At 71.7% G+C, this 22,105-nt stretch carries 14 protein-coding genes; 6 read left to right on the top strand and 8 right to left on the bottom strand.

Annotated features, from left to right (window positions below; genetic code table 11):
• Positions 1 to 240 precede the first annotated feature (240 nt).
• A complete protein-coding gene (locus ACJX2R_RS19265; protein ID WP_413101138.1) occupies positions 241 to 1,185 on the bottom strand; it encodes a LysR family transcriptional regulator in 945 nt (314 codons plus the stop codon).
• Positions 1,186 to 1,301: 116 nt separating this feature from the next.
• Here ACJX2R_RS19265 and ACJX2R_RS19270 point away from each other — a divergent pair, with 116 nt between their 5' ends.
• From ACJX2R_RS19270 to ACJX2R_RS19290, 5 genes are all read left to right on the top strand, one after another.
• Positions 1,302 to 2,495: a serine hydrolase domain-containing protein gene (locus ACJX2R_RS19270; RefSeq protein WP_413101139.1), complete on the top strand. Its 1,194-nt coding sequence runs from the start codon at positions 1,302 to 1,304 to the stop codon at positions 2,493 to 2,495.
• A complete protein-coding gene (locus tag ACJX2R_RS19275) occupies positions 2,492 to 3,919 on the top strand; it encodes a purine-cytosine permease family protein (protein ID WP_413101140.1) in 1,428 nt (475 codons plus the stop codon). Before ACJX2R_RS19270 ends, ACJX2R_RS19275 begins: the two co-directional genes overlap by 4 nt.
• A gap of 25 nt (positions 3,920 to 3,944) precedes the next feature.
• On the top strand, positions 3,945 to 5,147 hold the full coding sequence (locus ACJX2R_RS19280) for a helix-turn-helix domain-containing protein (protein WP_413101141.1): 1,203 nt from the start codon (positions 3,945 to 3,947) through the stop codon (positions 5,145 to 5,147).
• 113 nt (positions 5,148 to 5,260) lie between these two features.
• Positions 5,261 to 5,677 (top strand): hypothetical protein, encoded by a 417-nt coding sequence (locus ACJX2R_RS19285; protein WP_413101142.1) that lies wholly within the window; start codon positions 5,261 to 5,263, stop codon positions 5,675 to 5,677.
• Positions 5,674 to 5,868 (top strand): hypothetical protein, encoded by a 195-nt coding sequence (locus ACJX2R_RS19290; RefSeq protein WP_413101143.1) that lies wholly within the window; start codon positions 5,674 to 5,676, stop codon positions 5,866 to 5,868. Before ACJX2R_RS19285 ends, ACJX2R_RS19290 begins: the two co-directional genes overlap by 4 nt.
• Before the next feature lie 108 nt (positions 5,869 to 5,976).
• Here the strand turns inward: ACJX2R_RS19290 and ppdK are convergent, their stop codons facing one another.
• The 6 genes from ppdK to dusB form a co-directional block, all read right to left on the bottom strand.
• Entirely contained in the window at positions 5,977 to 8,703 is a 2,727-nt protein-coding gene (ppdK, locus tag ACJX2R_RS19295) for a pyruvate, phosphate dikinase (RefSeq protein ID WP_413101144.1), read from the bottom strand.
• Between the two features lie 415 nt (positions 8,704 to 9,118).
• Positions 9,119 to 12,646 carry an SAV_2336 N-terminal domain-related protein gene (locus tag ACJX2R_RS19300; RefSeq protein WP_413101145.1) on the bottom strand — a complete coding sequence of 1,176 codons (3,528 nt, stop codon included), beginning with the start codon at positions 12,644 to 12,646 and terminating at the stop codon, positions 9,119 to 9,121.
• On the bottom strand, positions 12,643 to 13,617 hold the full coding sequence (locus ACJX2R_RS19305) for an AAA family ATPase (protein ID WP_413101146.1): 975 nt from the start codon (positions 13,615 to 13,617) through the stop codon (positions 12,643 to 12,645). Before ACJX2R_RS19305 ends, ACJX2R_RS19300 begins: the two co-directional genes overlap by 4 nt.
• Positions 13,618 to 13,632: 15 nt before the next feature.
• Positions 13,633 to 15,858 (bottom strand): caspase family protein, encoded by a 2,226-nt coding sequence (locus ACJX2R_RS19310; protein ID WP_413101147.1) that lies wholly within the window; start codon positions 15,856 to 15,858, stop codon positions 13,633 to 13,635.
• Positions 15,855 to 17,126, bottom strand: coding sequence for a hypothetical protein (locus ACJX2R_RS19315; RefSeq protein ID WP_413101148.1), 1,272 nt, complete (start codon positions 17,124 to 17,126; stop codon positions 15,855 to 15,857). Before ACJX2R_RS19315 ends, ACJX2R_RS19310 begins: the two co-directional genes overlap by 4 nt.
• Positions 17,127 to 17,354: 228 nt before the next feature.
• Positions 17,355 to 18,566 carry a tRNA dihydrouridine synthase DusB gene (gene dusB, locus ACJX2R_RS19320; RefSeq protein WP_413101149.1) on the bottom strand — a complete coding sequence of 404 codons (1,212 nt, stop codon included), beginning with the start codon at positions 18,564 to 18,566 and terminating at the stop codon, positions 17,355 to 17,357.
• 152 nt (positions 18,567 to 18,718) lie between these two features.
• Here dusB and ACJX2R_RS19325 point away from each other — a divergent pair, with 152 nt between their 5' ends.
• On the top strand, positions 18,719 to 20,209 hold the full coding sequence (locus ACJX2R_RS19325) for an MFS transporter (protein WP_413101150.1): 1,491 nt from the start codon (positions 18,719 to 18,721) through the stop codon (positions 20,207 to 20,209).
• 936 nt (positions 20,210 to 21,145) lie between these two features.
• On the opposite strand, the gene ACJX2R_RS19330 is transcribed toward ACJX2R_RS19325, so the two are convergent.
• Positions 21,146 to 22,072, bottom strand: a complete 927-nt coding sequence (locus tag ACJX2R_RS19330; protein WP_413101151.1) for a helix-turn-helix transcriptional regulator — start codon at positions 22,070 to 22,072, stop codon at positions 21,146 to 21,148.
• Positions 22,073 to 22,105: the final 33 nt, after the last annotated feature.

Raw genomic sequence — 22,105 nt, forward strand, 5'->3', positions numbered from 1 at the left:
CGAGGGCTGTCCGGAATTCAACAGGCGGTGCTCAGAGCCAGTTTGCTCGTTCCCGTGGGGGGTGACGAGTACGTTACGGCGACTGGGCACTTGTGTTGCCGCACGTAGCCGATGCGCGCGGCAACAGCTCCCGTGGGGGGAGTGAGAGGGGGCGGCACCTCCGCACAAGGTGCCGCCCCCTTTGAGATCCGGAGCCCCGGGCCGCGATGTCGCCCCGAATGTGCCGCGGTGCCGCCCTCGTCATGGTCGGGAAGGCAGCCCATGACCGGCGCCCCCGCCCGCGTCCAGCCGCCAGGCCGCCGGGCGGACATGAGTGGTGGCGAATTCCTCGAGGCCGGCGACGAAGGACGCGATCGCGGGGGCCGCGTAGTGCTGAGTGGACCAGCAGGCGTGCAGGGCAAGCCGCAGCGGGTTTCCGTCGGGGGCGGTGATCAGCACCGGATGGGCGGAGAAATGCGGCAGGTCCGTGACGACGCCGACACCGGCTCCGGCGGCGGCGAGGGCCTGGATCATCCGCGCGGTGGAGCTCTCCTCCACATGCGCGAAGGCCAGACCCGCCGCCACGACCGCCTGGTCCAGTACGGCCCTGGCCGGGTGCTCACCGGTCAGCAGCACGAGGGGTTCCCGGACCAGCTCGGCGAGCTCCACGCTTCCGCGGCGCTGGACGGCCCAGGGGTGGGTGGCGGCGACATAGGCGCGCAGTGGGACGTCCGTCAGCGGCTGCCAGCTCAGCCCATGGGCGACCGGCGCGGTCGCGGCGACGCCGAGGTCGGCCCCCTCGGCAACCGTCTGGGGCACCTGCTGGGCGGGCACTTCCCGGATCGAGACGAACGGGTCGGTGGACGACAGCCGGGCCACGAAGGGGGCGACCACTTCGTGGATCGTGGTTTCCGAGGCGGCCACGACCACGCGACGCAGCCCGCCGTGCGCCATGTGGTGCGCCACCGACTCGATCTGGTCGGCGCGGCTGACCAGGTCCGTCGCACTGTCGATGAGCTGCCGGCCGGCACTGGTCAGCCGCAGGCGCGGGCCGGAGCGGTCGAACAGCACGACCCCCAACTCGTCCTCAAGGTTGCGTAGTTGCCGGGAAAGCGCGGGCTGGGCGAGATGGAGCCGCTCGGCCGCCGCAGTGACCGTACCGGCGCGAACGACGGCCAGGAAGTACCGCAGGCGCTTGATCTCCATCGCGGCATCATGCCATATCGGCATGGGAATCCCGGCATTTTTGGTATTAGACAGCATGCTCCGAGCTCAGGACGATGGAGACCCCCTCACCGTCGACTCCCCCGGAGCATCCGCCTATGTCCGCGATGACACCCGCCTCTCCGCCTCCCACACTCGGGGACTGGCTCGAACCGCCGGTCAACCAGTGGGCCTTCAACCATGTCGAGGAGTTCCTGCCGACGGCCGTGATCTCGCGGGGACGCGGCGATCACCGCGCGTTCGCCGAGGCGCCCCTTCCGCTGGAGGACGCCGAGGTCGACCTGGCCGGGGCGCGTATCACGGTGGCGGAGTTCCTGGAGCGGACCCGAACCGACGCGATCGTGGTGCTCCACGGGGAACACATCGTGTTCGAGCGGTACTTCGGCGAGGGGCGGCCGGACCGGCGGCACGCCCTGATGTCGATCTCGAAGTCGGTCGCGGGCATGGCCGCGGGCTGTCTGGTGGACGAGGACCGCCTCACGCTGTCCGCCCCGGTCGACTCGTATGTGCCCGAACTCGCCGCCTCGGCGTACGGGACCGCCACCGTGGGCGAGGTCCTGGACATGTCGGTCTCGCTTCGGTTCAACCATGACTACCGTGATCCGGCCTCCGAGGTGCAGGCGCTGGACCGCGCCTCCGGCTGGCGCCCGCGCGACCCCGAGGACCCGGCCGTGCGGGCCTTCCTGGCCAGGCTCGAACCGGACGGGCCGCACGGCCGCTCCACCCAGTACTGCTCGGCCACCACCGACGTCCTTGCCTGGATCCTCGAACGAGCCGCCGGACAGCCCTACCCCGAGGTGATCGCCGACCGGATCTGGTCCCGCATCGGCGCCGAACACGACGCCCTGGTCACCACCGACCCGGAGGGCACCCCCTACGCCTGCGCCGGGGTCAACGCGACGGCGCGCGATCTCGCCCGCTTCGGGCGCTGTGTGCTGGACAACGGCTCAGTCGGCGGCACTCGGGTCATCCCGGAGGCATGGGTCCGCGCCACCCGCGCCGGTGCACCGCCCGGGGTGGCCCCGGACGGGGACTTCCGCGAGGTCCACCCGAACGGGTCGTACCGCAACCAGTGGTGGATCACCGGCGACGCCTCCGGGAGCTTCCTCGGCCTCGGCATCTTCGGCCAGTACCTCTGGCTCGATCCCGAACGGAACGTGGTCATCGCCAAACAGTCCAGCCTGCTGGGCCCCCGCGCACAGCGCGCCGAGCACGCCTCGTCCCTCACCCAGATCGCGGCCGCGGTCGCCGCCGCCCGCCGGTCCTCCCACCTCGGCCAGGAGCCACGATGAGCAACGACGCCGAGGGGCCACGCCCGGACCCCACACCGACCCTCGAACAGCACGGCATCGAGCACATCCCGGCCGCCGAGCGCCACGGCAAGCCGTGGCATCAGCTCACCCTCTGGTTCTCCAGCAATGTGCAGATGACCGCGGTGGTCACCGGCGCGGTGGCGGTCACGCTCGGCCTCGACCTGAAGTGGGCCATCGCCACGATCGTCATCGGGAACCTGGTCGGTGGCGTCTTCATGGCCTACCACAGCGTGCAGGGGCCCGAACTCGGCGTCCCGCAGATGATCCAGAGCCGGGCCCAGTTCGGGTTTCTCGGCGGGGCGCTGCCCTCCTTCATCGTCGTCCTGATGTACCTGGGCTTCTCCGTCGAGGGCGGTCTGGTGGGCGGCGGGGCGCTGGCCGGCTGGACCGGCATGCCCAAGTCCGCGGGCATCGTGGTCTTCTGCGTGCTACACCTGCTGGTCGCGCTGGTCGGCTACAAGCTGATTCACGCCACCGCGCGGGTGATCTCCGTGCTCTCGGGGATCGTGTTCCTGGCACTGTTCGTACAGCTCGCCACCCACCTGCCCGCCCATCTGCCGAACTCCGGCTCCCCGGCCACGCCGGGCACGGTGCTGCTCGCCGTCTCGATCTCCGTCTCCTGGCAGGTCACCTGGGCGCCCTACGTCTCCGACTACTCGCGCTATCTGCCCGAGGGCACCCCCAGAGGCACCACCTTCTGGTACACCTACCTCGGCTCGGCGGTGGGCGGTACGGCCACGATGGTCATCGGCGCGATGGCCGCCGCGGTCAACGACAAGGCGCTGAACTCGGACGCGATCGGCTTCCTCGCCGACCGCTACCCGGCCATCAGCGGCCTGGTGGTCTTCGCCCTGTTGATGTCCATGATCCCGGCCGGAGCCGAGGGGGCCTACGGTGCCTTCCTCTCCACTCTCAGCATCTTTTCCCGCAAGGACAGGCTGCGCTCCCCCGCGCTCGCCCGCGCGCTCTTCGTCATCGGCTTCACCCTGGTCGGGGCGGTCCTCGCCATCCTGTCCAGCGGGAGCATGATCACCACCTACACCAACATCACCCTGTTCCTGCTGTATCTGCTCATCCCGTGGACGGCCATCAACCTCACCGACTACTACTTCGTCCGGCGCGGCCACTACGACATCTCCGCCCTCTTCGAGCCGGACGGCCGCTACGGACGGTGCAACTGGGGGGCGGTCATCCTCTACGCGGTGTCCATCGCGGCGGAGCTGCCGTTCGTCAACAGCAGCCTCTACGTGGGCCCCCTGGTGAAACCACTCGGCGGTGCCGACATCGCCTGGCTGGTCGGCCTGGTGGTGGGCGGAATCGGCTACTACGCGCTCGCCCGGGCGAACCGCTGCGACGGTGCCGAGTCGGAGGCACCACTGCCGCAGCCGCGGGTACCGTTCTGAGTGTCAGCACAGGACGGGAGTCATCATGCCCGGCAGCACCGACACGTCCACAGAGAGCATCGGCGCACGCATCCGCGAGTTCCGTCTCATCCGTGACTACTCCCTCTCTGAACTCGGGCGTCGCGCCCACGTCTCCACCAGTCAGCTCTCCCGCATCGAGACCGGCGAGCGATACCCCAGCGAACCCATCATCGCGTCCGTCGCCCGTGCGCTCGGCGTGGGCGTCTCCGTCTTGCGGGGCCAGCCCTACATCCAGGCCCTCCAGAAAGATCAACTGGACGCCCTGCTCACTCCGATCAGTACCTCGTTCGACGACTGGGACATCCCACCGGACGACGGCCCGCCTGCCCGCCCCCTCGAGACGTTGGAGGCTGAGACCGCGCAACTCGTACAGCTCCGAGTGAAGGCCGAGTTCCTTCAGATCGCGGAACGCTTGCCGGGCCTGATCAGCGAGGCCGCGATCGCCACCCAGGTGCAGGCACCGCCAGGTCATCGCAGGGAGCGAGCCCATGATCTACAGGCGGAAGTCTCACGCACTGCGGCGATCGTCGCGTATCGCCTCGGCTACATGGATCTGGCTCGTCTCGCGCTGTCCCGGATGGCGGTCGCCGCACCGCAGTCCGGCGACCCTCGCCAGGTCGCGATCGAGCGGTACGAGCGCGCGCAGATGGCGGCGGACAACTCGCGTTTGGACCGGGGGATCTCGCTGATGCGGCATGCGTTGCGGGACTTGGACGACGACGGCGATCGTGCCACCCGAGCGGTGCGGGGCACGCTTCAGCTCCGAGCCGCCGTACTGTCCGCACGCGATGGCGACGACGGCGCGGCTGGCGATTGGCTCGGGGAAGCCGCCGAACTGGCAGGCGAAACAGGCGAAACGCGAGACTACGCCCTGGCCTTCGGTCCGCTGAACGTTCGGCTGCACCAGATCGCAGCGGCCGGTGATCGGGATGAGCACGCGGAGGCACTGGACCACGCCCTTCGGGTGAGCCTGCCGGACGACTATCCGCCGACGCGGGCGGCGCATTACTGGATCGACCGGGCCCGCGCCGAGGCATGGACGGCGCAGCACGACGCTGCGCTGGATTCGTTGCGCGCGGCGCGTGAGGCGTCGTCGCAGTTGACGCGCTATCACCATTCGGCGCACGAAACGGTGGCGACGCTGTTGCGGGCGCGGCAGCGCGCGGACGAGCGTCTGCGAGAGTTCGCAGCGTGGTGCGGCGTTTAGCGCACGTTCCGTAGTCGGTCAAGCATCTGTGCGTTGCCAGTTGGGCAACGCACAGATGCTTGCGGGTAGCCACCATGTGACGGTCAGTACACAGACCGTGCACGGAGCCGCCCATGACGACCAACACCCCGGCGTGGACACCACCCACCGGGTCACAGACCACAGCCTTACCCACGGGCACATGGTGGGACGCGGTCCGTGTGCCCGAGGACATCGGCGAGCACGCCCTCCGCGTCCTCGGCGCCCAGTCCGGTGCCGTCATCAAGGACCGCTGCAACACCCTCTACTGGCTCATCACCCCCGGCTCCGCCGCAGCCTGGAACCTCTACCGCGTCCACATCCTCGGTGCGGTCGAAGGCGTCGCCACCTACCTCGGCGTTCCTCCCGTGGACCGGCTCGCCCGGCCCGGCTCGCACTGGCGAGTCCCGTTCACCCGCGACGGGTACCTGACCGACCCGCGGCTGTTGCACAAGGCGCTGATCCGCGCCCTGCTCGCCGCCGCCAGTGATGGTCGGAGCGACGGCCGGTGACGGCCCCCGAGCAGACCGCCGAAGAGACCAAGGACCCGTTCGCCGACGAGGCATGGCGTGCGGCGATCCAACACGCCGCGGGCTGCCTGTCCTGCCGGATACCCGGCGCCAAGTGCGAGACCGGGGAGCGGCTGCTGCGCGCCTACGAGGAGGCCACGCGGCAGGCCCGATCAGAGGAGATGCAACTGTGAAGATGTGAACGAGGGGGCGGCACCTCCGCACAAGGTGCCGCCCCCTTTGAGATCCGGAGCCGCCGCCGGGGGTGAGGGTGGGTGTTCCCGGCGCCGGCTCCGGTGGTCTTACCGCCCGTTCGCCGCCGCGCGGCCGGCCTCCAGGCGGGCCACGGGGATGCGGAACGGGGAGCAGGAGACGTAGTCCAGGCCCACCTCGTGGAAGAAGTGGACGGACTCCGGGTCGCCGCCGTGCTCGCCGCAGACGCCCAGCTTGAGGTCGGGGCGGGTGGCGCGGCCCGCCTGGGCGGCGTCGCGGACGAGGGAGCCGACGCCGTCCTTGTCGATGGTCTCGAACGGGCTGACGCCGAAGATGCCCTTCTCCAGGTAGGCGGTGAAGAAGCTGGCCTCGACGTCGTCCCGGGAGAAGCCCCAGACGGTCTGGGTGAGGTCGTTGGTGCCGAAGGAGAAGAAGTCGGCGGATTCGGCGATCTGGGCGGCGGTCAGCGCGGCGCGCGGCAGCTCGATCATGGTGCCGAGGGTGAGCTTGAGGTTCACGCCCCGGGCCTGCTCGACCTCCGCGATGACCCGCTCGGCCTCCTCGCGGACGATCTCCAGCTCCTGCACCGTGCCGACCAGCGGAATCATGATCTCGGCCCGGGGGTCGCCCTTGGCGCCCAGGCGCTCGGCGGCGGCCTCGGCGATCGCCCGTACCTGCATGGCGAACAGCCCGGGGATGACCAGGCCCAGCCGCACCCCGCGCAGGCCCAGCATCGGGTTCTGCTCATGGAGCCGGTGCACGGCCTGGAGCAGCCGCAGATCGTTCTCGTTGTGGTCCTTGCGGGACTCGGCGAGCGCGACGCGCACCGACAGCTCGGTGATGTCGGGCAGGAACTCGTGCAGCGGCGGGTCGAGCAGCCGGACGGTGACCGGGAGGCCGTCCATCGCCTCGAAGAGCTCGACGAAGTCGTTCTTCTGGAGCGGCAGCAGCTCGCCCAGCGCCGTGTCCCGCTCCTCTTCGGTGTGGGCGAGGATCAGCCGTTCGACCTTCTCCCGGCGCTCGCCGAGGAACATGTGCTCGGTGCGGCACAGCCCGATGCCCTGGGCACCGAACCGGCGGGCGCGGGCGGCGTCCTCGGCGTTGTCCGCGTTGGCCCGTACGCGCAGGCGGCGCACCCGGTCCGCGTACGCCATGATCCGGTGCACCGCGCCGACCAGCTCGTCGGCGTCGTCGGCGCCCGCGTGCATCCGGCCCTCGAAGTACTCCACGACCGGCGAGGGCACGACCGGGACCTCGCCGAGGTAGACCTTGCCGGAGGAGCCGTCGATCGAGACGATGTCGCCCTCCTCGATCACGATCCCGTCCTTGCCGTCCCGGCCGGGCACCGTCATCCGGCGCCGTTTGGTATCGACCTCGAGCTCCTCGGCGCCGCACACACAGGTCTTGCCCATGCCGCGGGCGACGACGGCGGCGTGTGAGGTCTTGCCGCCGCGCGAGGTCAGAATGCCCTCCGCGGCGATCATGCCGTCGAGGTCGTCGGGGTTGGTCTCGCGGCGGATGAGGATGACCTTCTCGCCCGAGCGCGACCATTTGACGGCGGTGTACGAGTCGAAGACGGCCTTGCCGACGGCGGCGCCCGGGGACGCGGCGATGCCCCGGCCGATCTTCTGGACGGTGTCGCCGGAGGCCACCTCGTGGTCGAAGCGCGGGAACATCAGCTGTGCGAGCTGCGCCCCGTTGACCCGGCGCAGCGCCTCGGGCTCGTCGATCAGTCCCTGGTCGACCAGCTGGGTGGCGATCCGGAAGGCGGCCCCGGCGGTGCGCTTGCCGACGCGGGTCTGGAGCATCCACAGCTTGCCGCGCTCGATGGTGAACTCGATGTCGCACAGGTCCTTATAGTGCGTCTCGAGGGTTTCCATGATCTGCATCAGCTGGTCGTAGGACCGCTGGTCGATCTGTTCGAGGTCGGCCAGCGGCACGGTGTTGCGGATGCCCGCGACCACGTCCTCGCCCTGGGCGTTCTGGAGGTAGTCGCCGTAGACGCCCTGGTGGCCGCTGGCCGGGTCGCGGGTGAAGGCGACGCCGGTGCCCGAGTCGGGGCCGAGGTTGCCGAAGACCATGGAGCAGATGTTGACCGCGGTGCCGAGGTCGTGGGGGATGCGCTCCTGACGGCGGTAGAGCTTGGCGCGGTCGCCGTTCCAGGAGTCGAACACGGCTCGTACGGCGAGGTCCATCTGCTCGCGGGGCTCCTGCGGGAAGCCCCGGCCGGTCTCCTTGGCGACGATCTCCTTGAACTCGCCGACCAGTTTCTTGAGGTCGGCGGCGTCGAGGTCCACGTCGACGGTGACGCCCTTGGCCTGCTTGGCCTGCTCGATGGCCTCCTCGAAGAGGTCGCCGTCCACGCCGAGCACGGTCTTGCCGAACATCTGGATGAGGCGCCGGTAGGAGTCCCAGGCGAACCGGTCGTCACCCGCCTGCGCGGCGAGCCCGGCCACGGACTGGTCCGAGAGGCCGATGTTGAGGACGGTGTCCATCATCCCGGGCATCGAGAACTTGGCGCCGGACCGTACGGATACGAGGAGGGGGTCGTCCGCCTGGCCGAGCTTCTTGCCCATCTTCGCTTCGAGGGCGTCGAGGTGCGCACTCACCTCGTCGCGCAGGGCCGGGGGCTCCGCACCGCTGTCCAGGTAGACCTTGCAGGCCTCAGTGGTGATGGTGAAGCCCGGTGGCACGGGGAGACCGAGATTGGTCATCTCGGCGAGGTTGGCCCCCTTCCCGCCGAGCAGGTCCTTGAGATCCTTGTTGCCCTCGGTGAAGTCGTAAACGAACTTCTGCTGATCTTGTGTTTCCGGCACGGGACTCGATCTCCTCGGCTCGGCTGCCCTGACGGCGGGGAGCGTACCCAGATCAAAGGCCCCTGAGCAGGTCCACTCCACCGTCATACGGCTGTAACCACCCGCCTGCCACGTGTTCGAAAGTGCGGCGCGCGAATGAGGCCCTTATGAGATGCCTTCAAGCCTCGAACACACACCCACCCTCCGCCCGTGATGGACGCTTGGAATTTCACTATACGTAACCGATGGTTCGAGGTGTCGAACATCAAGTGGGTGGCACTGAGTGCCACGCATTGGAGAGGTGAGCGCAGCGGGACACCACCGGTTCACCCCTCGGAGGCCGCTCATCTGAGCGAAGGCCCGATCAGAGTGGCGAGAATCACGCCCCGTCATGGCCCATTGTCTCGCCTTTTGGATACAACGAGAGGGGGTGCGCTCAGATGAGCGACACGCCGGGAGGGTCCTGGTCGTCCCCGGGCTCCCGCAGCCCGGCCAAGGCCTCGCGGGTCCGCACGGTGCAGTTGTGCTCGTCGCTCAGGACGCGCTCGCAGATCTCGAGCGCGGCCCGCCATTCGGCCTCCGCCTCGTCGAGGCGGCCGAGGCCCTTGAGGGTGGTGCCGAGATTGAACCGGGTCCAGAGGGTGTTGACGTGCTCCGGCCCCAGGACGCGCCGGCGGGCCGCGAGCGTCTCCCGGATCTCCGTCTCGGCCTCGGCGAACCGGCCCCGCTTGTTGAGCACATTGCCCAGGCTGTGCCGGGCCGCCAGCGTCTCCTTGGCCTCGGCCCCCATGGACCGGGTGCGCCCCTCGACCACGCGGCGGAACAGGGATTCGGACTCCTCGTAGCGCTCCTGATCGCGCAGCAGGGCGGCCAGTTGGACGAGGGTCAGCAGCGCGCTCGGGTCGTCCGGACCCAGCACCCGGGCCTCCCCCTCCATGGTCAGCCGGTACTCCCGCTCGGCCTCCGCCACACGCTCGACGCGCTTCAGGGCCCCGGCACGGCTGTAGCGCGCCACCAGCGTCGCCTGGGCGTCCGGTCCCGAGACGCGGAGGCGGCCCTGGAGCACCTCGGTGTACTCCGCCAGCGCCTCCTCATGCCGTCCGGCCCTCCCCAGGCTGGTCGCCAGCTGGTGCCGGGTGTTGAGGGTGTTGTGATGCTCGCCCCCGAGCACGGCGGTCTGCCGTTCCAGAAGGTCACGGCAGGCCGCCAGCGACTCGTCGTGCCGCCCCTGGTCGTCCAGGACCATCGCGCGCATCCGCAGTGCGGTCAGCGACTCGTCGTGCCGCTCCCCGACGGCGGCGAACGTCTCCGCCACCAGCGCGTCGGCCTCTGACTCCGCCTCCTCGTACCGCCCCAGGCCGCGCAGGCAGTTGATGCGGTTGCGACGCGCCCGGCGCACCCGCCAGTGGGTGGGGCTGAGGTCCTCCGACGTCCTGCGGACCAGGTCGTGCCACAGCGCCTCCGCCTCTTCGCCGCGCTGCCTGAGGTCCAGGATGTCGCCGAGCGTGAAGAGCGCCGTCATCAGGGGCGGGTCCACCTCCGACTCCGCCGACGCGGCGCATTCGTCGGCCGCCGCCCGCATCTCGGCCTCCGCCTCGTCGAATCGCTTCAGCCGCCGCAGCGCGGTGGACAGCCAGGCACGCGCGTTGACGGTGTCAAAGCTGGTGAGCCCGTACAGTTCCCGCGCGCTGGACACCGCGATCCGGAATTCCTCCTCGGCCTCCGCCACTCGCTCGAGGTCCAACAGCAGGCGCCCACGCCTCAGGTGCTTGGCCTCGGCGTGCTTGCGGTGGTCGTCGCCCTCCCGCCGCTCCCATGCCTCGATCAGGGTGCGGCACTCCTCCTCCGCCGCCTCGGTCCGACCGGCGTCGCTCAGCAGCTCGACGAGGTAGCCGCGGGCGAAGAGCGTGTAGTCGTGTTCGACGCCGTGCACCCTCCCCGAGGCCGCGACCACCTCGCGCAGCTCGCGCTCCGCCTCGTCGTGCTCCCCGAGATAGTTCAGAGTGAGCGCCAGATGCCCACGGAGATTGCGGGATTCGAGGTCGTCCTGGGACCTGAGCCCCTCGATCTGCTCCCGGGCCGTCTCCCGCAGGTCGTCCACATGCTCCCGCCACCCGGCGTCGATGAGCTGCTCGGCCACGTCGGGCAGGACCCGCACGCCGAACCAGCCGGTTTCCTCGTTCCGCTCATCGGCTTCGTCCAGCATCTTCTCGACGTGGTCACGCACCGACTTCGGCAGCCCGTCGTCCGCCGCGATCCGCCGCACCACCGCGATCACCGGCGGCTGGACGCGCTCGGAGGTGTAGGAGCGCGGCGGGAAGGCGGCGGCGGGTACCACCGGCTGCCGTTCCGGCGCCTTCGGCCGCGACGGCGGCTCCTCCTCCGCCGCGTCCTCCACCAGCCCCAGCCGCGACAGCAGCTCCGGTGACGCCGCCGCGAACGGGCGGGCCTCCTCGGCGACGCGGGAGTCCCCGTGGTCGCCGGAGAGCCGGGCGCGGAACTCGGGGCCGCTGCCCTGGCGGTGCAGCAGGAACTCGGTGACCTGCGCCGCCGTCTCCAGCGCGTCCGACGTCCGGACCGCGTCCAGCAGCAGATCCGCGACGCCGGGGTGGAACTCGTACTCCTCCGCGCTCCCCTCCCGTCCGCGCAGCAGCCCGCCCAGGAACACCTCGGCCAGCTGCGCCGGGTGGAAGCGCTCCCCGCGGCCCGCGCCCGACTGGTGGATCAGCCGCATCACCGGCAGGGTCAGCGGATGGACCGTGGCCAGCGCCCCGGCCAGGCGCTGGGCCTCGGGCGAGGAGGCGGCGCGGAAGCGGCGCAGCCGCTCCCCGGCCGTCGGCTCGGGGACATGGGCCGTGGCCCGCGCGGCCACCGGCTTCTCGGCGCCGTCCAGCAGCATCACCGGCAGCGGCTCGCCGCCGCCGCCCGTACCGGTGAGCGCCGCCCATCTGCCCAGCTCGCCCTCGGCCAGCTCCAGCACGGGCACCGGTGTCGTGCCGTCGTACGACACCAGGCCGCGCGGCAGCACCGGATGGCGCACCGTCAGCGCGCGGCCGGGCGCGCCCTCGCGGCCGCCCGCGTCGACCAGCAGCCGCTGGGTGGGCATACCGCGCTCCGGCCACATCCGCGCGGGCAGCGGCTGGAGCACCGCCACCGGCGAGTGGCGGGCCCAGCGGCGCAGCAGCCGCGGGATCGCGCCACCGCGCCACCCCGGGCCCACCCCGTCCGAGAGGACCAGCATCACGGTGCGGCCGGAGGTGTCGGTGAGCTGGCGGGCGGTGCGGCGCGGGGCGCCGGGGGCGTACGGGCGCGCCCTGAGCACCGGCCGGTCCTCGTGGGAGCTGTCCAGGCCGTAGCTCCGTACGGAGCGGAAGGCGCCCTGCCGCTCCAGCAGTCCGCGCACCTCGGCGGCGAGCTGCTGCCACAGCACCATCGACGGGCCGTCGTCCACGATGAGCGCGACGCTCAGCCAGCGCTCCGGGCGGGGGCGCAGCACCACGTCCGGCAGACCGGTCTCGGCGATCCACTCGGCGGTGGCGGTCTCGTCGACGCGGAAGGACGTACGGGACGGCACACTGCGCCGCAGCGGCCGCAGCGCGCGGGAGAGCCGGCGCGTCCCGGGGAGCGCCCGTACGCCCCGGACGCCGACGGCGCGGGCCGGGCGGGCGGCGGCGGGGCGCGCGGCGCCGGGGGCGTAGAGCCCGGCGGGGACGAGGGGTCCTGGCTCGGGTTCACCGGGGGTGAGTGCCCCGGGGGGCTGCCGCTGGGCGCCCTTCGCCTCGTCCTCGCCGTCGGCCGCGCCGGAGGCGGGAGCGGCGGAACGCCGGGACGGCGGTGGCTCGTCGCCGTCCCCTTCGCCCCGCGCCGGGGCGGTGGTGGCGGCGAACCACAGGACGTCGCGCAGCTCCACCTCGGAGAGCTCGACCCCCGCGTCCTCCAGCAGGGCGCACAGCCGCTCGATCATTGTGCGTCGACTTCGTTCAGCGAGCGGAACAGCTTGTCGAGGACGTCCTGGTCGACCCGCACCCCGGAGGACCGCAGCCGGACCGCGTTGAGCAGCTGGTCGGTGGCCAGCTCCCGCTCGTTGCGCCGGGACACGAAGTCCGCGATCAGCTCCTGGGCCCGCGCGCCGACCTCCTCGCCCAGATGCATGGTGACGATCCTCTGGAGCTGCGCCTCGTCGGGCTGCTTGAGGTCGAGCCGGACGCAGCGGCGCAGAAACGCCGGGGGGAACTCGCGCTCGCCGTTGCTGGTGATGACCACGACGGGGAAGACGGAGCAGCTGACCCAGCCGGCGGTGATCCCGACCTTCTCCCGGGAGCCGGCGTACTGCACCTGAACCTCCCTCCCCTCCCCCAGACGGGCCAGCTCCGGGATCTCGAACTCGCCCTCCTCGAAGACCGTAAGGAGGTCATTGGGCAGGTCGACATCGCCCTTGTCGAGCTCGTCCACGAGCAGCACCTGCGGCTTCTCGGCCGGCAGCAGCGCGGTGCCGAGCGGGCCGAGCCGCAGATAGTCGCCGATGTCCGGCTCGGTCCCGGCGCTCTCGTCGGCGCGCCGCTTGAGGGAGGCTTCGCGCAGCCTGCCCACGGCGTCGTACGAGTAGAGGCCCTCGGTGAGCGTGGAGCGGCTGTTGACCGGCCAGTGCAGCACCTCGCCCAGCATCAACTCGCGGGCGATGGCGTGGGCCAGGGTCGACTTGCCGGTGCCGGGACGTCCGGTGACCAGCAGCGGGCGGTGCAGATGCAGCGCCATGTTGACGACGTCGCGGTCCTCGTCGGAGATCAGGTACGGCAGCGGCCGCTCCTCGTCCCGGTCCTTGTCCCGGCGCCGCGCGTCATCGCCGAAGCGCCGCCACGGCGGGGCGGGGGGCCAGGTCTCCACCTTGTGGGGCCGGGTGTCGCCGCCCTGGAAGAGCCTCCAGTCCTGTGCCATCTTCTTCGTCTCTCCTCAGGGTGCGGACAGGTCGAGTTGATCGGGGAGCGGGCGGTGCGGATCGTCCCACAGGAGGGCCATATGGCTGCCGTGGTGGCTCTTGTAGGGGTCGCTGTCGGACCGGAGCTCACGCAGCCGCTGGGGAAGGGAGCGCAGGGGCCGCTCATCGCCGAGCAGCTCGCGTATCTCGTCCTCCGCTATGGACGGTTCCGCCTCGCCGTGCCATATGAGGACGGGCACCCCGCCGAACAGACAGGCGTTGAACAGGTCCGCCCGGGCCCGTGCGGGGGTGGTCGTCAGCGCGCCCGGGGTGTCCATCGACTGCTGGACGACGCGGTACACCTCACCGCAGTCCATATGGCCCGGCAGCCAGCGCAGCTCCTGGGTCCCTGCGGTGCCGACCCGGTTCCAGCGGCGCTTCCACAGATCGTGGCGCTGGGGTTCGCGGAATTCGGTGCAGCGCATGACGACCGGATAGTCCGTGCCCAGATGGCGCTTGACGGGCTGGGCGAACTGCCATTGGTGCACGGCCAGTTCGAGGTCGGTGGCGGAGACGAAGAACTCCACCAGGGTGTCCGGGGCGTAGGGCTGGGCGCTCAGCAGGGCTTCGAGGCCGCCCCGTATCTCGTCCAGTGAGGCCGGGGTGTCCACCTTGGCCAGGGCGTGGACGTCCTGGCCGCGCCGCGTCCACACCTCGTACGCACGCCGCTGTCCGGGCCCGGTGGACGGGTGGAGCCGGATCTGGAAACTCCCCCGGCTACCGCCGGGAGGTGCCCCCTGGTCCTGGTCGAGCCGGGCCGCCTTGACGGCCTCGGCGTACTCCGTGGCCTCGCCGCGCCGCTCCATCAGATGGCCCTTCAGCCCCAGCCGTTCGGCGCACCGCAGCGACCAGGCGCGCAGATCGGCGGCGACCGGTCCGTCGTCGACGGCCGCGAAGCGCTCCACGATCCTGAGCAGTTGGGGGAGCTGGTCCGGCTTGGGCAGCAGCTCCTCCAGCGCGTCGGCGAGCCGGGCCGGATCGTGGAACGGGAGATCGACCAGGCCGAACAGCGCCCGGGCCTCCTCGGCCAGGTCGCACCGCCCCCGCTGCCCCAGCCGCTCCAGCAGCCCGGTCAGCTCCGCGTACTCGGCGCGGGTCAGCCACTGGCTCTGGAGGACGTGGCACGCCTTGCGGATCTCCGTGCGGACCGGGGCCGGCGCGCTGAGCTCCGCGAGGAGGGTGACGGTGCCGTGCGGGTTCTCCAGCGCCCAGTCGACCAGCTCCTCGGCCGAGGGGGGCGTCGTGGCCGGCGGGTCGGTGGTGAACTGCTCGCAGAGCCCGACGACGACCTCCCCCGCACGGCCGGGACGCTCCCCCAGCAGCGCGCCGATCGCGTGGATCAGCTTGCCGCGCTCCCGCCGCTGCTGCTCGTCAAGCGGCGAAGGGGGCGGGCCGAGCGGGATGTCCCCGCCGCTCCCGTGCCCCTTGCTGATGTGCACGGTCGGGAACTGCCGCAGTCCCTCTTCCCGGCCCAGCCGCTCGAACTCGTCCTGGACCCCCTGCCACACCCGGTCGAGGTCCGGCGCCACACCACCGGCGGAGGCCGCTTCGAGCTGCCGTAACAGCACGGCGGTGAACAGGCCCGCGCCCTGCTGGTTCTTAGACACCGCCCCGGGCTGGCAGGCGCGCATCCAGTAGATGTCGCGGGCGTTGTTGATCACCGGCTTCGTGGTGAGCTCGTCCGGTTTGGCGACCATCATGTGGGTGCGGAGGGGAAGGGCCTGCCAGCAGGCGTCGATGATCACGGTGACCCGGTCCACGCCCCGCTTCGGCAGATGCTCGGTGCGCAGCAGCGTCATCAGGTTCAGCGCGTCGAGACCCCGCATGTCCCGGTCCCGGGTCTCCGGGTAGAGCAGGCTCCAGCCGCCTCCCGGGGCCTGTACGCCGTGCCCCGCCCAGTAGATCCACAGCCGGTCCGCGTCGAGGGAGCTCAGCTCCTCCATGAAGACCTTACGGATGACGGGGCCGTCCGCCGGGCGGTAGTCGCGGTCCGCCGCCTCCACGGCGGCCTTGTTCCCCTCCGTGGGCGAGGCCAGCAGACGGATGTTCTCCGCCGGCACGCCGAGCCCGGTCAGCCACCTCCGCATCGCGAGCGCGTCGTTCACCGGACCGTCGAGGGTCCAGCCGTCGCTGCCGCTGTACTGCTCGACCGCCACGATCACGGCGTGAGTGCGGCGCCAGTCGTGCTCCACCGCTGTCACTTCGGCAGCTCCGGGGCCAGCAGGTCGTACAGCCGCTGGTGGGCGAAGTACGAGGTGTGGGCGCGCGGAAAGGGCTGGCGGGTGTTGACGCGCAGATCGGTGACCCGGCCGGGGAAGACCTTCTCCCCGACGAAGCCGAGCAGATCCCGCTCGTCGTAGACGTTGATCCAGCGGGGGAAGGCGCCGGGCAGCGGTTCGCCGCGGCGCAGCGCGGTGAGCGCGTCCAGCTCGTAGAGGAACGGCGCCTGGGAGCCGACCGTCACCAGCAGCTCCACCCCGGCGGGCGGATCGGGCTCGGCGAGCAGATCGACACAGGCGATACCGCCGAGGCTGTGGGCGAGCAGCACCACCGGGCCGTTCCCCGCCTCGACCGCCTCGCGCACCGCCGCCCGGATCGCGGCGCGCACCCCGGCGCCGCGCACCTGGTAGCGGAGGATGTCGCCGCTGGCCGGGACGGACTTGGTGGTGATCGGGCCCCGGAAGGTGTGGGCCAGTGAGGAGAGCGGCGAGAGGTAGGAGTTGAGCGCCCGTACGGCGACGCCCTTCGCGGCACCGGCGGCGAATCCGCCCCGGTCGGTGCCGCCCAGCTGATCGCCGAGCGCGCCGACGAGCGTGTCGCGGTCGGCGCCGTCCACGGCGAGCGGTTCGTCGTCGCCGTACGGGTCCTCGGCCAGCTGGACGGCCAGCGCGTACACGGCGCGGGCCGCGATGGGCTCGATGCCGTAGGCGGGCGAGGTGCCGCCCAGGCTGCCGGAGATCTCGTCGGCCACGCGGCCGGCGGCCTCGTCGAGATGCGGTGCGAGATCCGCGACGAGCCGGGGCAGACTGCCGCCGGTCTGCCCGGTGTCGGCCGCCGCCGGCCCCGCCCCGGGCGCCACCGGCTCCAGCGTCAGCCCGCGCACCTTGTCGGCGACGGTCTCCCAGGGGTCTACGCGGCCGGGCGCGAAGCCCGTCTCCTCGCCGCCGTCGTGCGCCGCCTGCGCGAACTCCCGCAGCTCCGCGAGCGGATCGACCTCCAGCAGCGCCCATACGGCCAGCGGATCGTCCTCGTCCAACGCGCCGTCACCGCCGACGCCGCGGTTCTTCGTGCGCACCGGGAGCGACGCCCCGTCGAGCCCCAGCGAGGCTCCGTGCTCCTCGCCCCAGAAGCAGCGGGCGACCCTGATATCGGCTCTCACCCGCCCCAGGCCGCTCACGACCCGCGCGAGGCCCTTCTCGTACGACTTGGCCCGGACCCCCGTGCCGTGGACGAAGACGACGCTTGTCACCGATCCCCCCAGATCGTCCAGATCCCACCGCGACCACGAGCCCATCACTTTAACCGGTGATGCCCCCGCGAGACCCCCGGACTACGGGCTCGCGCCCGGACCAGCGGGCTCGCGGCCGGACCACCGGGTTCGCGGCCGGACCACCGGGCTCGCGGCCGGACTACCGGGTTCGCGCCCGGTCCACCCGGCTTACGACCCTTACCCGCCCTACGCCCCGGTCTACCAGGCTCAGCCGCCCGAGGTGTCCAGCTCCGCGTCCGCGCCGACGCCCGCGCAGTCGTACGGGTCGTCCAGCCAGCCGTCGGGCAGCACCACGCGGTTGCGGCCCGAGGTGCGGCCGCGCGGGCCGTCCGCGCCGGGGGGCCACTCCTGGTCCAGGTCCAGCTCGGCCAGCAGGGCGTCCAGTTCGGCGAGGGACGAGGTGATCGCCAGCCGCTTGCGCATCTCCGAGCCCACCGAGAAGCCCTTGGTGTACCAGGCGACATGCTTACGGAAGTCGATCACGCCGCGCTCCTCGTCCTCCAGCCACTCGGCGAGCAGTTCGGCGTGGCGGCGCATCACGGTCGCGACCTCCTTGAGCGTCGGCCGCGCGTACCCCGGGGCCCCGGGGCCGGGCACCGACGATCCGGGGCCGGGCACCGGCGCCCCGCCGCCCGGCTCGAACGCGGCCACCAGGTCGCCGAAGAGCCAGGGCCGCCCCAGGCAGCCGCGCCCCACGACCACGCCGTCACAGCCCGTCTCGCGCGTCATCCGGACCGCGTCGTCGGCGGACCAGATATCGCCGTTGCCCAGCACCGGGATCTCCGGGACGGCCTCCTTCAGGCGGGCGATCGCCTCCCAGTCGGCGGTGCCGCCGTAGTGCTGGGCCGCGGTGCGGCCGTGCAGGGCGATCGCGGTCACGCCCTCCTCGACGGCGATCCGGCCCGCGTCGAGATAGGTGATGTGGTCGTCGTCGATGCCCTTGCGCATCTTCATGGTCACCGGCAGCGGGCCCGCCGCGGTCACGGCCTCGCGCAGGATCGAACGCAGCAGATGCCGCTTGTACGGAAGCGCCGAGCCGCCGCCCTTACGGGTCACCTTGGGCACCGGGCAGCCGAAGTTGAGGTCGATGTGGTCGGCGAGATCCTCGTCCACGATCATCCGGACGGCCTTGCCCACGGTCACCGGATCCACCCCGTACAGCTGGATGGAGCGCGGCTTCTCGGTGCCGTCGAAGTGGATCAGCCGCATCGTCTTGGCGTCCCGCTCCACCAGCGCCCGGGTGGTGATCATCTCGCTGACGAACAGCCCACGGCCGCCACTGAACTCCCTGCACAGGGTGCGGAACGGAGCGTTGGTGATCCCGGCCATCGGTGCCAGGACGACCGGCGGCTGGACCGTATGGGGTCCGATCCGCAGCTGCGTCCGCTCCGTGTGCGGCGTCTGCGGCGATTGCGTCATGGGATCAGCTTCCTCGTGCGTACTACGGTGGGAGGGCGGGCCGATCTCTCATTGTCCCGCACCCGCGAGAGGGAACGTGTCCCGCACCCGCGAGAGGGATCGACAGGGCGGTGATGACCGCCGCACCGACGGTATCGATGTAGCGTTCAACCATGCGTGAGCTCAGCCATCGGCGGCGCATGCTTGTGCTGGCGATCTGCTGCATGAGCCTGCTGCTCGTCAGCCTCGACAACACGGTCCTCAATGTCGCGCTGCCCTCGATACGGAGTGATCTGCACGCCTCCGTCTCGGGAATGCAGTGGACGATCGACGCCTACACCCTGGTCCTCGCCGCCCTGCTGATGCTCTCGGGGTCGACGGCCGACCGGGTGGGACGCAAGCGCACCTTCCAGACCGGGCTGGTGATCTTCACCCTCGGATCGGGGCTGTGCAGCCTCGCGCCCAATCTGGAAGCGCTGGTGATCTTCCGCATGGTGCAGGCGATCGGCGGTTCGATGCTCAACCCCGTCGCCATGTCGATCATCACCAACGTCTTCACCGAGCCCAGGGAGCGGGCCCGCGCCATCGGGGTCTGGGGCGGGGTCGTCGGCATCAGCATGGCGGCTGGGCCGATCGTGGGCGGGCTGCTGGTGGAGTCCATCGGCTGGCGCTCGATCTTCTGGATAAACATTCCGGTCGGGCTCGCGGCGCTGCTCCTCACCGCGCGTTACGTCCCCGAGTCGCGTGCCCCCAAGCCGCGCCGGGCCGACCCCATCGGCCAGCTGCTGGTCATCGCGGTGCTGGGCACCCTCACCTACGCGATCATCGAGGCGCCGGACCGCGGCTGGGACTCGCCGCTGATCGCCACCTGTGCGGGGATCGCCGCCCTGGGGCTGCTCACGCTGATCCGCTACGAGCGGCGGCGCGCGGAGCCGCTGATCGATGTGCGGTTCTTCCACAGCGCGCCGTTCAGCGGGGCGACGGTCGTCGCGGTGTGCGCCTTCGCGGCGCTCGGCGGCTACCTCTTCATGAACACGCTCTACCTCCAGGACGTGCGCGGGCTCAACGCGCTGCACGCCGGGCTGTGGATGCTGCCCATGGCGTTCATGTGCTTCGTCTGCGCGCCGCTGTCCGGGCGGCTGGTGGGCGCCCGCGGGCCACGGCCGTCGATGCTGGTGGCCGGGGTGGCCATAACGGCCAGCGGGGTCCTGTTCGCCGTCTTCGACGCCCAGGCGAGCGATGCGGGGCTGCTGATCGGCTATGTGCTGTTCGGCCTCGGCTTCGGCATGGTCAACGCGCCCATCACCAATACGGCGGTCTCCGGGATGCCCCGCACCCAGGCCGGGGTGGCCGCGGCCGTCGCCTCCACCAGCCGACAGGTGGGCCAATCGCTCGGCGTCGCGGTCATCGGCGCGGTGCTGGCGGCGGGCGCCGCGTCGGCGGCGGCGGGCGGGATGGGACACGCCGCCTCGCCCGCGGCCGCCGCGTCGTTCGTGGACGCGGCCCGCCCCGCGTGGTGGATCATCGCCGCGTGCGGTGCCGTCATCCTGCTGCTGGGGCTGGTGACGACGGGCCACTGGGCCGAGAGGACGACGCGGCACGCCGCCGCGCTGTTCGAGGAGGGCGTGCCGACGGGGCAGACGTCGGCGAACGCGAAGGCGTAGTGGGCGCGAGGGGGCGGGCGTCCGGCGGACCATACCGCCTGCGGCGGCCCGTTCCCCTCCCCGCCCCTCCCCCCAACTGGGGCTCCGCCCCAGCCCCCGCCCACGCAGCAGCCGACCACGGCCGGTGCCCAACCCGACGAGCCGATCGCCCCCACGGCCACCTCGTCGCCCCCGAGACCAAGGGACGGCCGGAGCCCCGGGGTCGGGGTCCGGGGTCCCGGGTCCGGGGTCCGGGGTCCGGGGTCCCGGGTCCGGGGCCGGAGCCCCGGGTCACGGGAGCCCAGGGACGAAGCCCCGAAAGAACGGGGGCCCGAGGGCGGAGCCCCGGGAGACGGGGGCCGGGGGCCCACCCAGAGGCGAAGCCCCGAAAGAACGGGGCCCAGAGGCGAAGCCCCAGATAACGAGAGCCCAGGGACGAAGCCCCGAGAGAACGGGGACCCAGGGACGAAGCCCCAGGAGACGGGGCCCAGGGACGGAACCCCAGAGAACCGGGGCCCAGGGGCGAAGCCCCAGGAAACGGGGCCCAGGGACGGAACCCCAGGAAACGGGGCCCAGGGACGGAACCCCAGGAAACGGGGCCCAGGGACGGAACCCCAGGAAACGGGGCCCAGGGACGGAACCCCAGGAAACGGGGCCCAGGGGCGAAGCCCCAGGAAACGGGGCCCAGGGGCGAAGCCCCAGGAAACGGGGCCCAGGGGCGAAGCCCCAGGAAACGGGGCCCAGGGACGGAGCCCCAGGAAACGGGGCCCAGGGACGGAGCCCCAGGAGACGGGGCCCAGGGGCGAAGCCCCAGGAAGCGGGGGCCAGGGGCGAAGCCCCAGAGAGCGGGGCCGGGGGCGGAGCCCCGGGAGACGGGGGCCGGGGGCGGAGCTCTCGGTATCGGGAAGGGGCGGGGAGGGGAAAGAGTCCGCCGGACGCCCCCGGGGGCCCGGCGCGTCAGAGTGTCGCCGGGGCCGTCTCCCCCGTTGTGGCCTCTTCCGCCACCGCCAGCGCATGCAGCCGCTCCAGCCGCTCATGCGTCTCCACGTCCGCCGGGGTGTACGTGAGCAGCTTGGAGCCCTGCTGGGGGCCGGTCCACAGGCTGGTGGAGGCCAGCCGGAGGATGCCCACCCGCGACTGGCGGTAGACCTTGATCTTGTCGCCGGGCCGGATCACCTCATGCCGGGCCCAGATCTCCCGGAACTCCGGCGAGGCCTCCTCCAGCCGCTTCACCATCGCCTTCCAGGCGGGCTCGGCCACATGCTCGGCCATGACGGCGCGGAACTTGGCCGCCATCAGCCGGATCGTCTCGTCCCGGTCCACCAGGCTGGAGCGCCACTCGTCGTTGGTGAAGGCCAGCCACAGGCAGTTGCGGTCCTCCGGCGCCACCTGGTCCAGGTCGCACATCAGCAGCCGGTAGCTGCGGTTGTAGGCGAGCAGGTCGAAGCGGCTGTTCTGGACGCAGGCGGGGAACGGTTCGAGCCGCTCCAGCATGAGCTGAAGCGACTGCGGGATGCCCGTGCACTCGCTCGCCGGGGTCGGGTCGACGGCCCCCGCGAGGGCGAACAGATGGGCGCGCTCGCTGCGGTCCAGGAGCAGCGCGCGGGCGATGGCGTCGAGGACCTGCGCCGAGACATGGATGTCGCGGGCCTGTTCCAGCCAGGTGTACCAGGTCACGCCGACGGCGGAGAGCTGCGCGACCTCCTCGCGGCGCAGCCCGGGGGTGCGCCGGCGGCGGCCCCGGGGCAGCCCCACCTGCTCGGGCGTGATCCGCTCCCGCCGGCTGCGGAGGAAAGCGGCCAGCTCGCCGCGCCGTATCTCGGCCCCCGCGCTCCTGCTCTCGGCGGTGGCTCCGGTCGTCGCGTCCCGCACCATCGTGGTCATGGTTCCAGGGTGCCCGAGGGCTCAGCCGGTTGC

Origin of the sequence: Streptomyces sp. Inha503 (assembly GCF_047215865.1) — a bacterium.
In the GTDB taxonomy this organism is placed as follows: Bacteria; Actinomycetota; Actinomycetes; order Streptomycetales; family Streptomycetaceae; genus Streptomyces; species Streptomyces lycopersici.

Excerpts from the sequence above, each read along its gene's own strand:
- ACJX2R_RS19265 (WP_413101138.1), bottom strand. The coding sequence starts at position 1,185 with ATGGAGATCAAGCGCCTGCGGTACTTCCTGGCCGTCGTTCGCGCCGGT.
- ACJX2R_RS19270 (WP_413101139.1), top strand. The coding sequence starts at position 1,302 with ATGTCCGCGATGACACCCGCCTCTCCGCCTCCCACACTCGGGGACTGG.
- ACJX2R_RS19275 (WP_413101140.1), top strand. The coding sequence starts at position 2,492 with ATGAGCAACGACGCCGAGGGGCCACGCCCGGACCCCACACCGACCCTC.
- ACJX2R_RS19280 (WP_413101141.1), top strand. The coding sequence starts at position 3,945 with ATGCCCGGCAGCACCGACACGTCCACAGAGAGCATCGGCGCACGCATC.
- ACJX2R_RS19285 (WP_413101142.1), top strand. The coding sequence starts at position 5,261 with ATGACGACCAACACCCCGGCGTGGACACCACCCACCGGGTCACAGACC.
- ACJX2R_RS19300 (WP_413101145.1), bottom strand. The coding sequence starts at position 12,646 with ATGATCGAGCGGCTGTGCGCCCTGCTGGAGGACGCGGGGGTCGAGCTC.
- ACJX2R_RS19305 (WP_413101146.1), bottom strand. The coding sequence starts at position 13,617 with ATGGCACAGGACTGGAGGCTCTTCCAGGGCGGCGACACCCGGCCCCAC.
- dusB (WP_413101149.1), bottom strand. The coding sequence starts at position 18,566 with ATGACGCAATCGCCGCAGACGCCGCACACGGAGCGGACGCAGCTGCGG.
- ACJX2R_RS19325 (WP_413101150.1), top strand. The coding sequence starts at position 18,719 with ATGCGTGAGCTCAGCCATCGGCGGCGCATGCTTGTGCTGGCGATCTGC.
- ACJX2R_RS19330 (WP_413101151.1), bottom strand. The coding sequence starts at position 22,072 with ATGACCACGATGGTGCGGGACGCGACGACCGGAGCCACCGCCGAGAGC.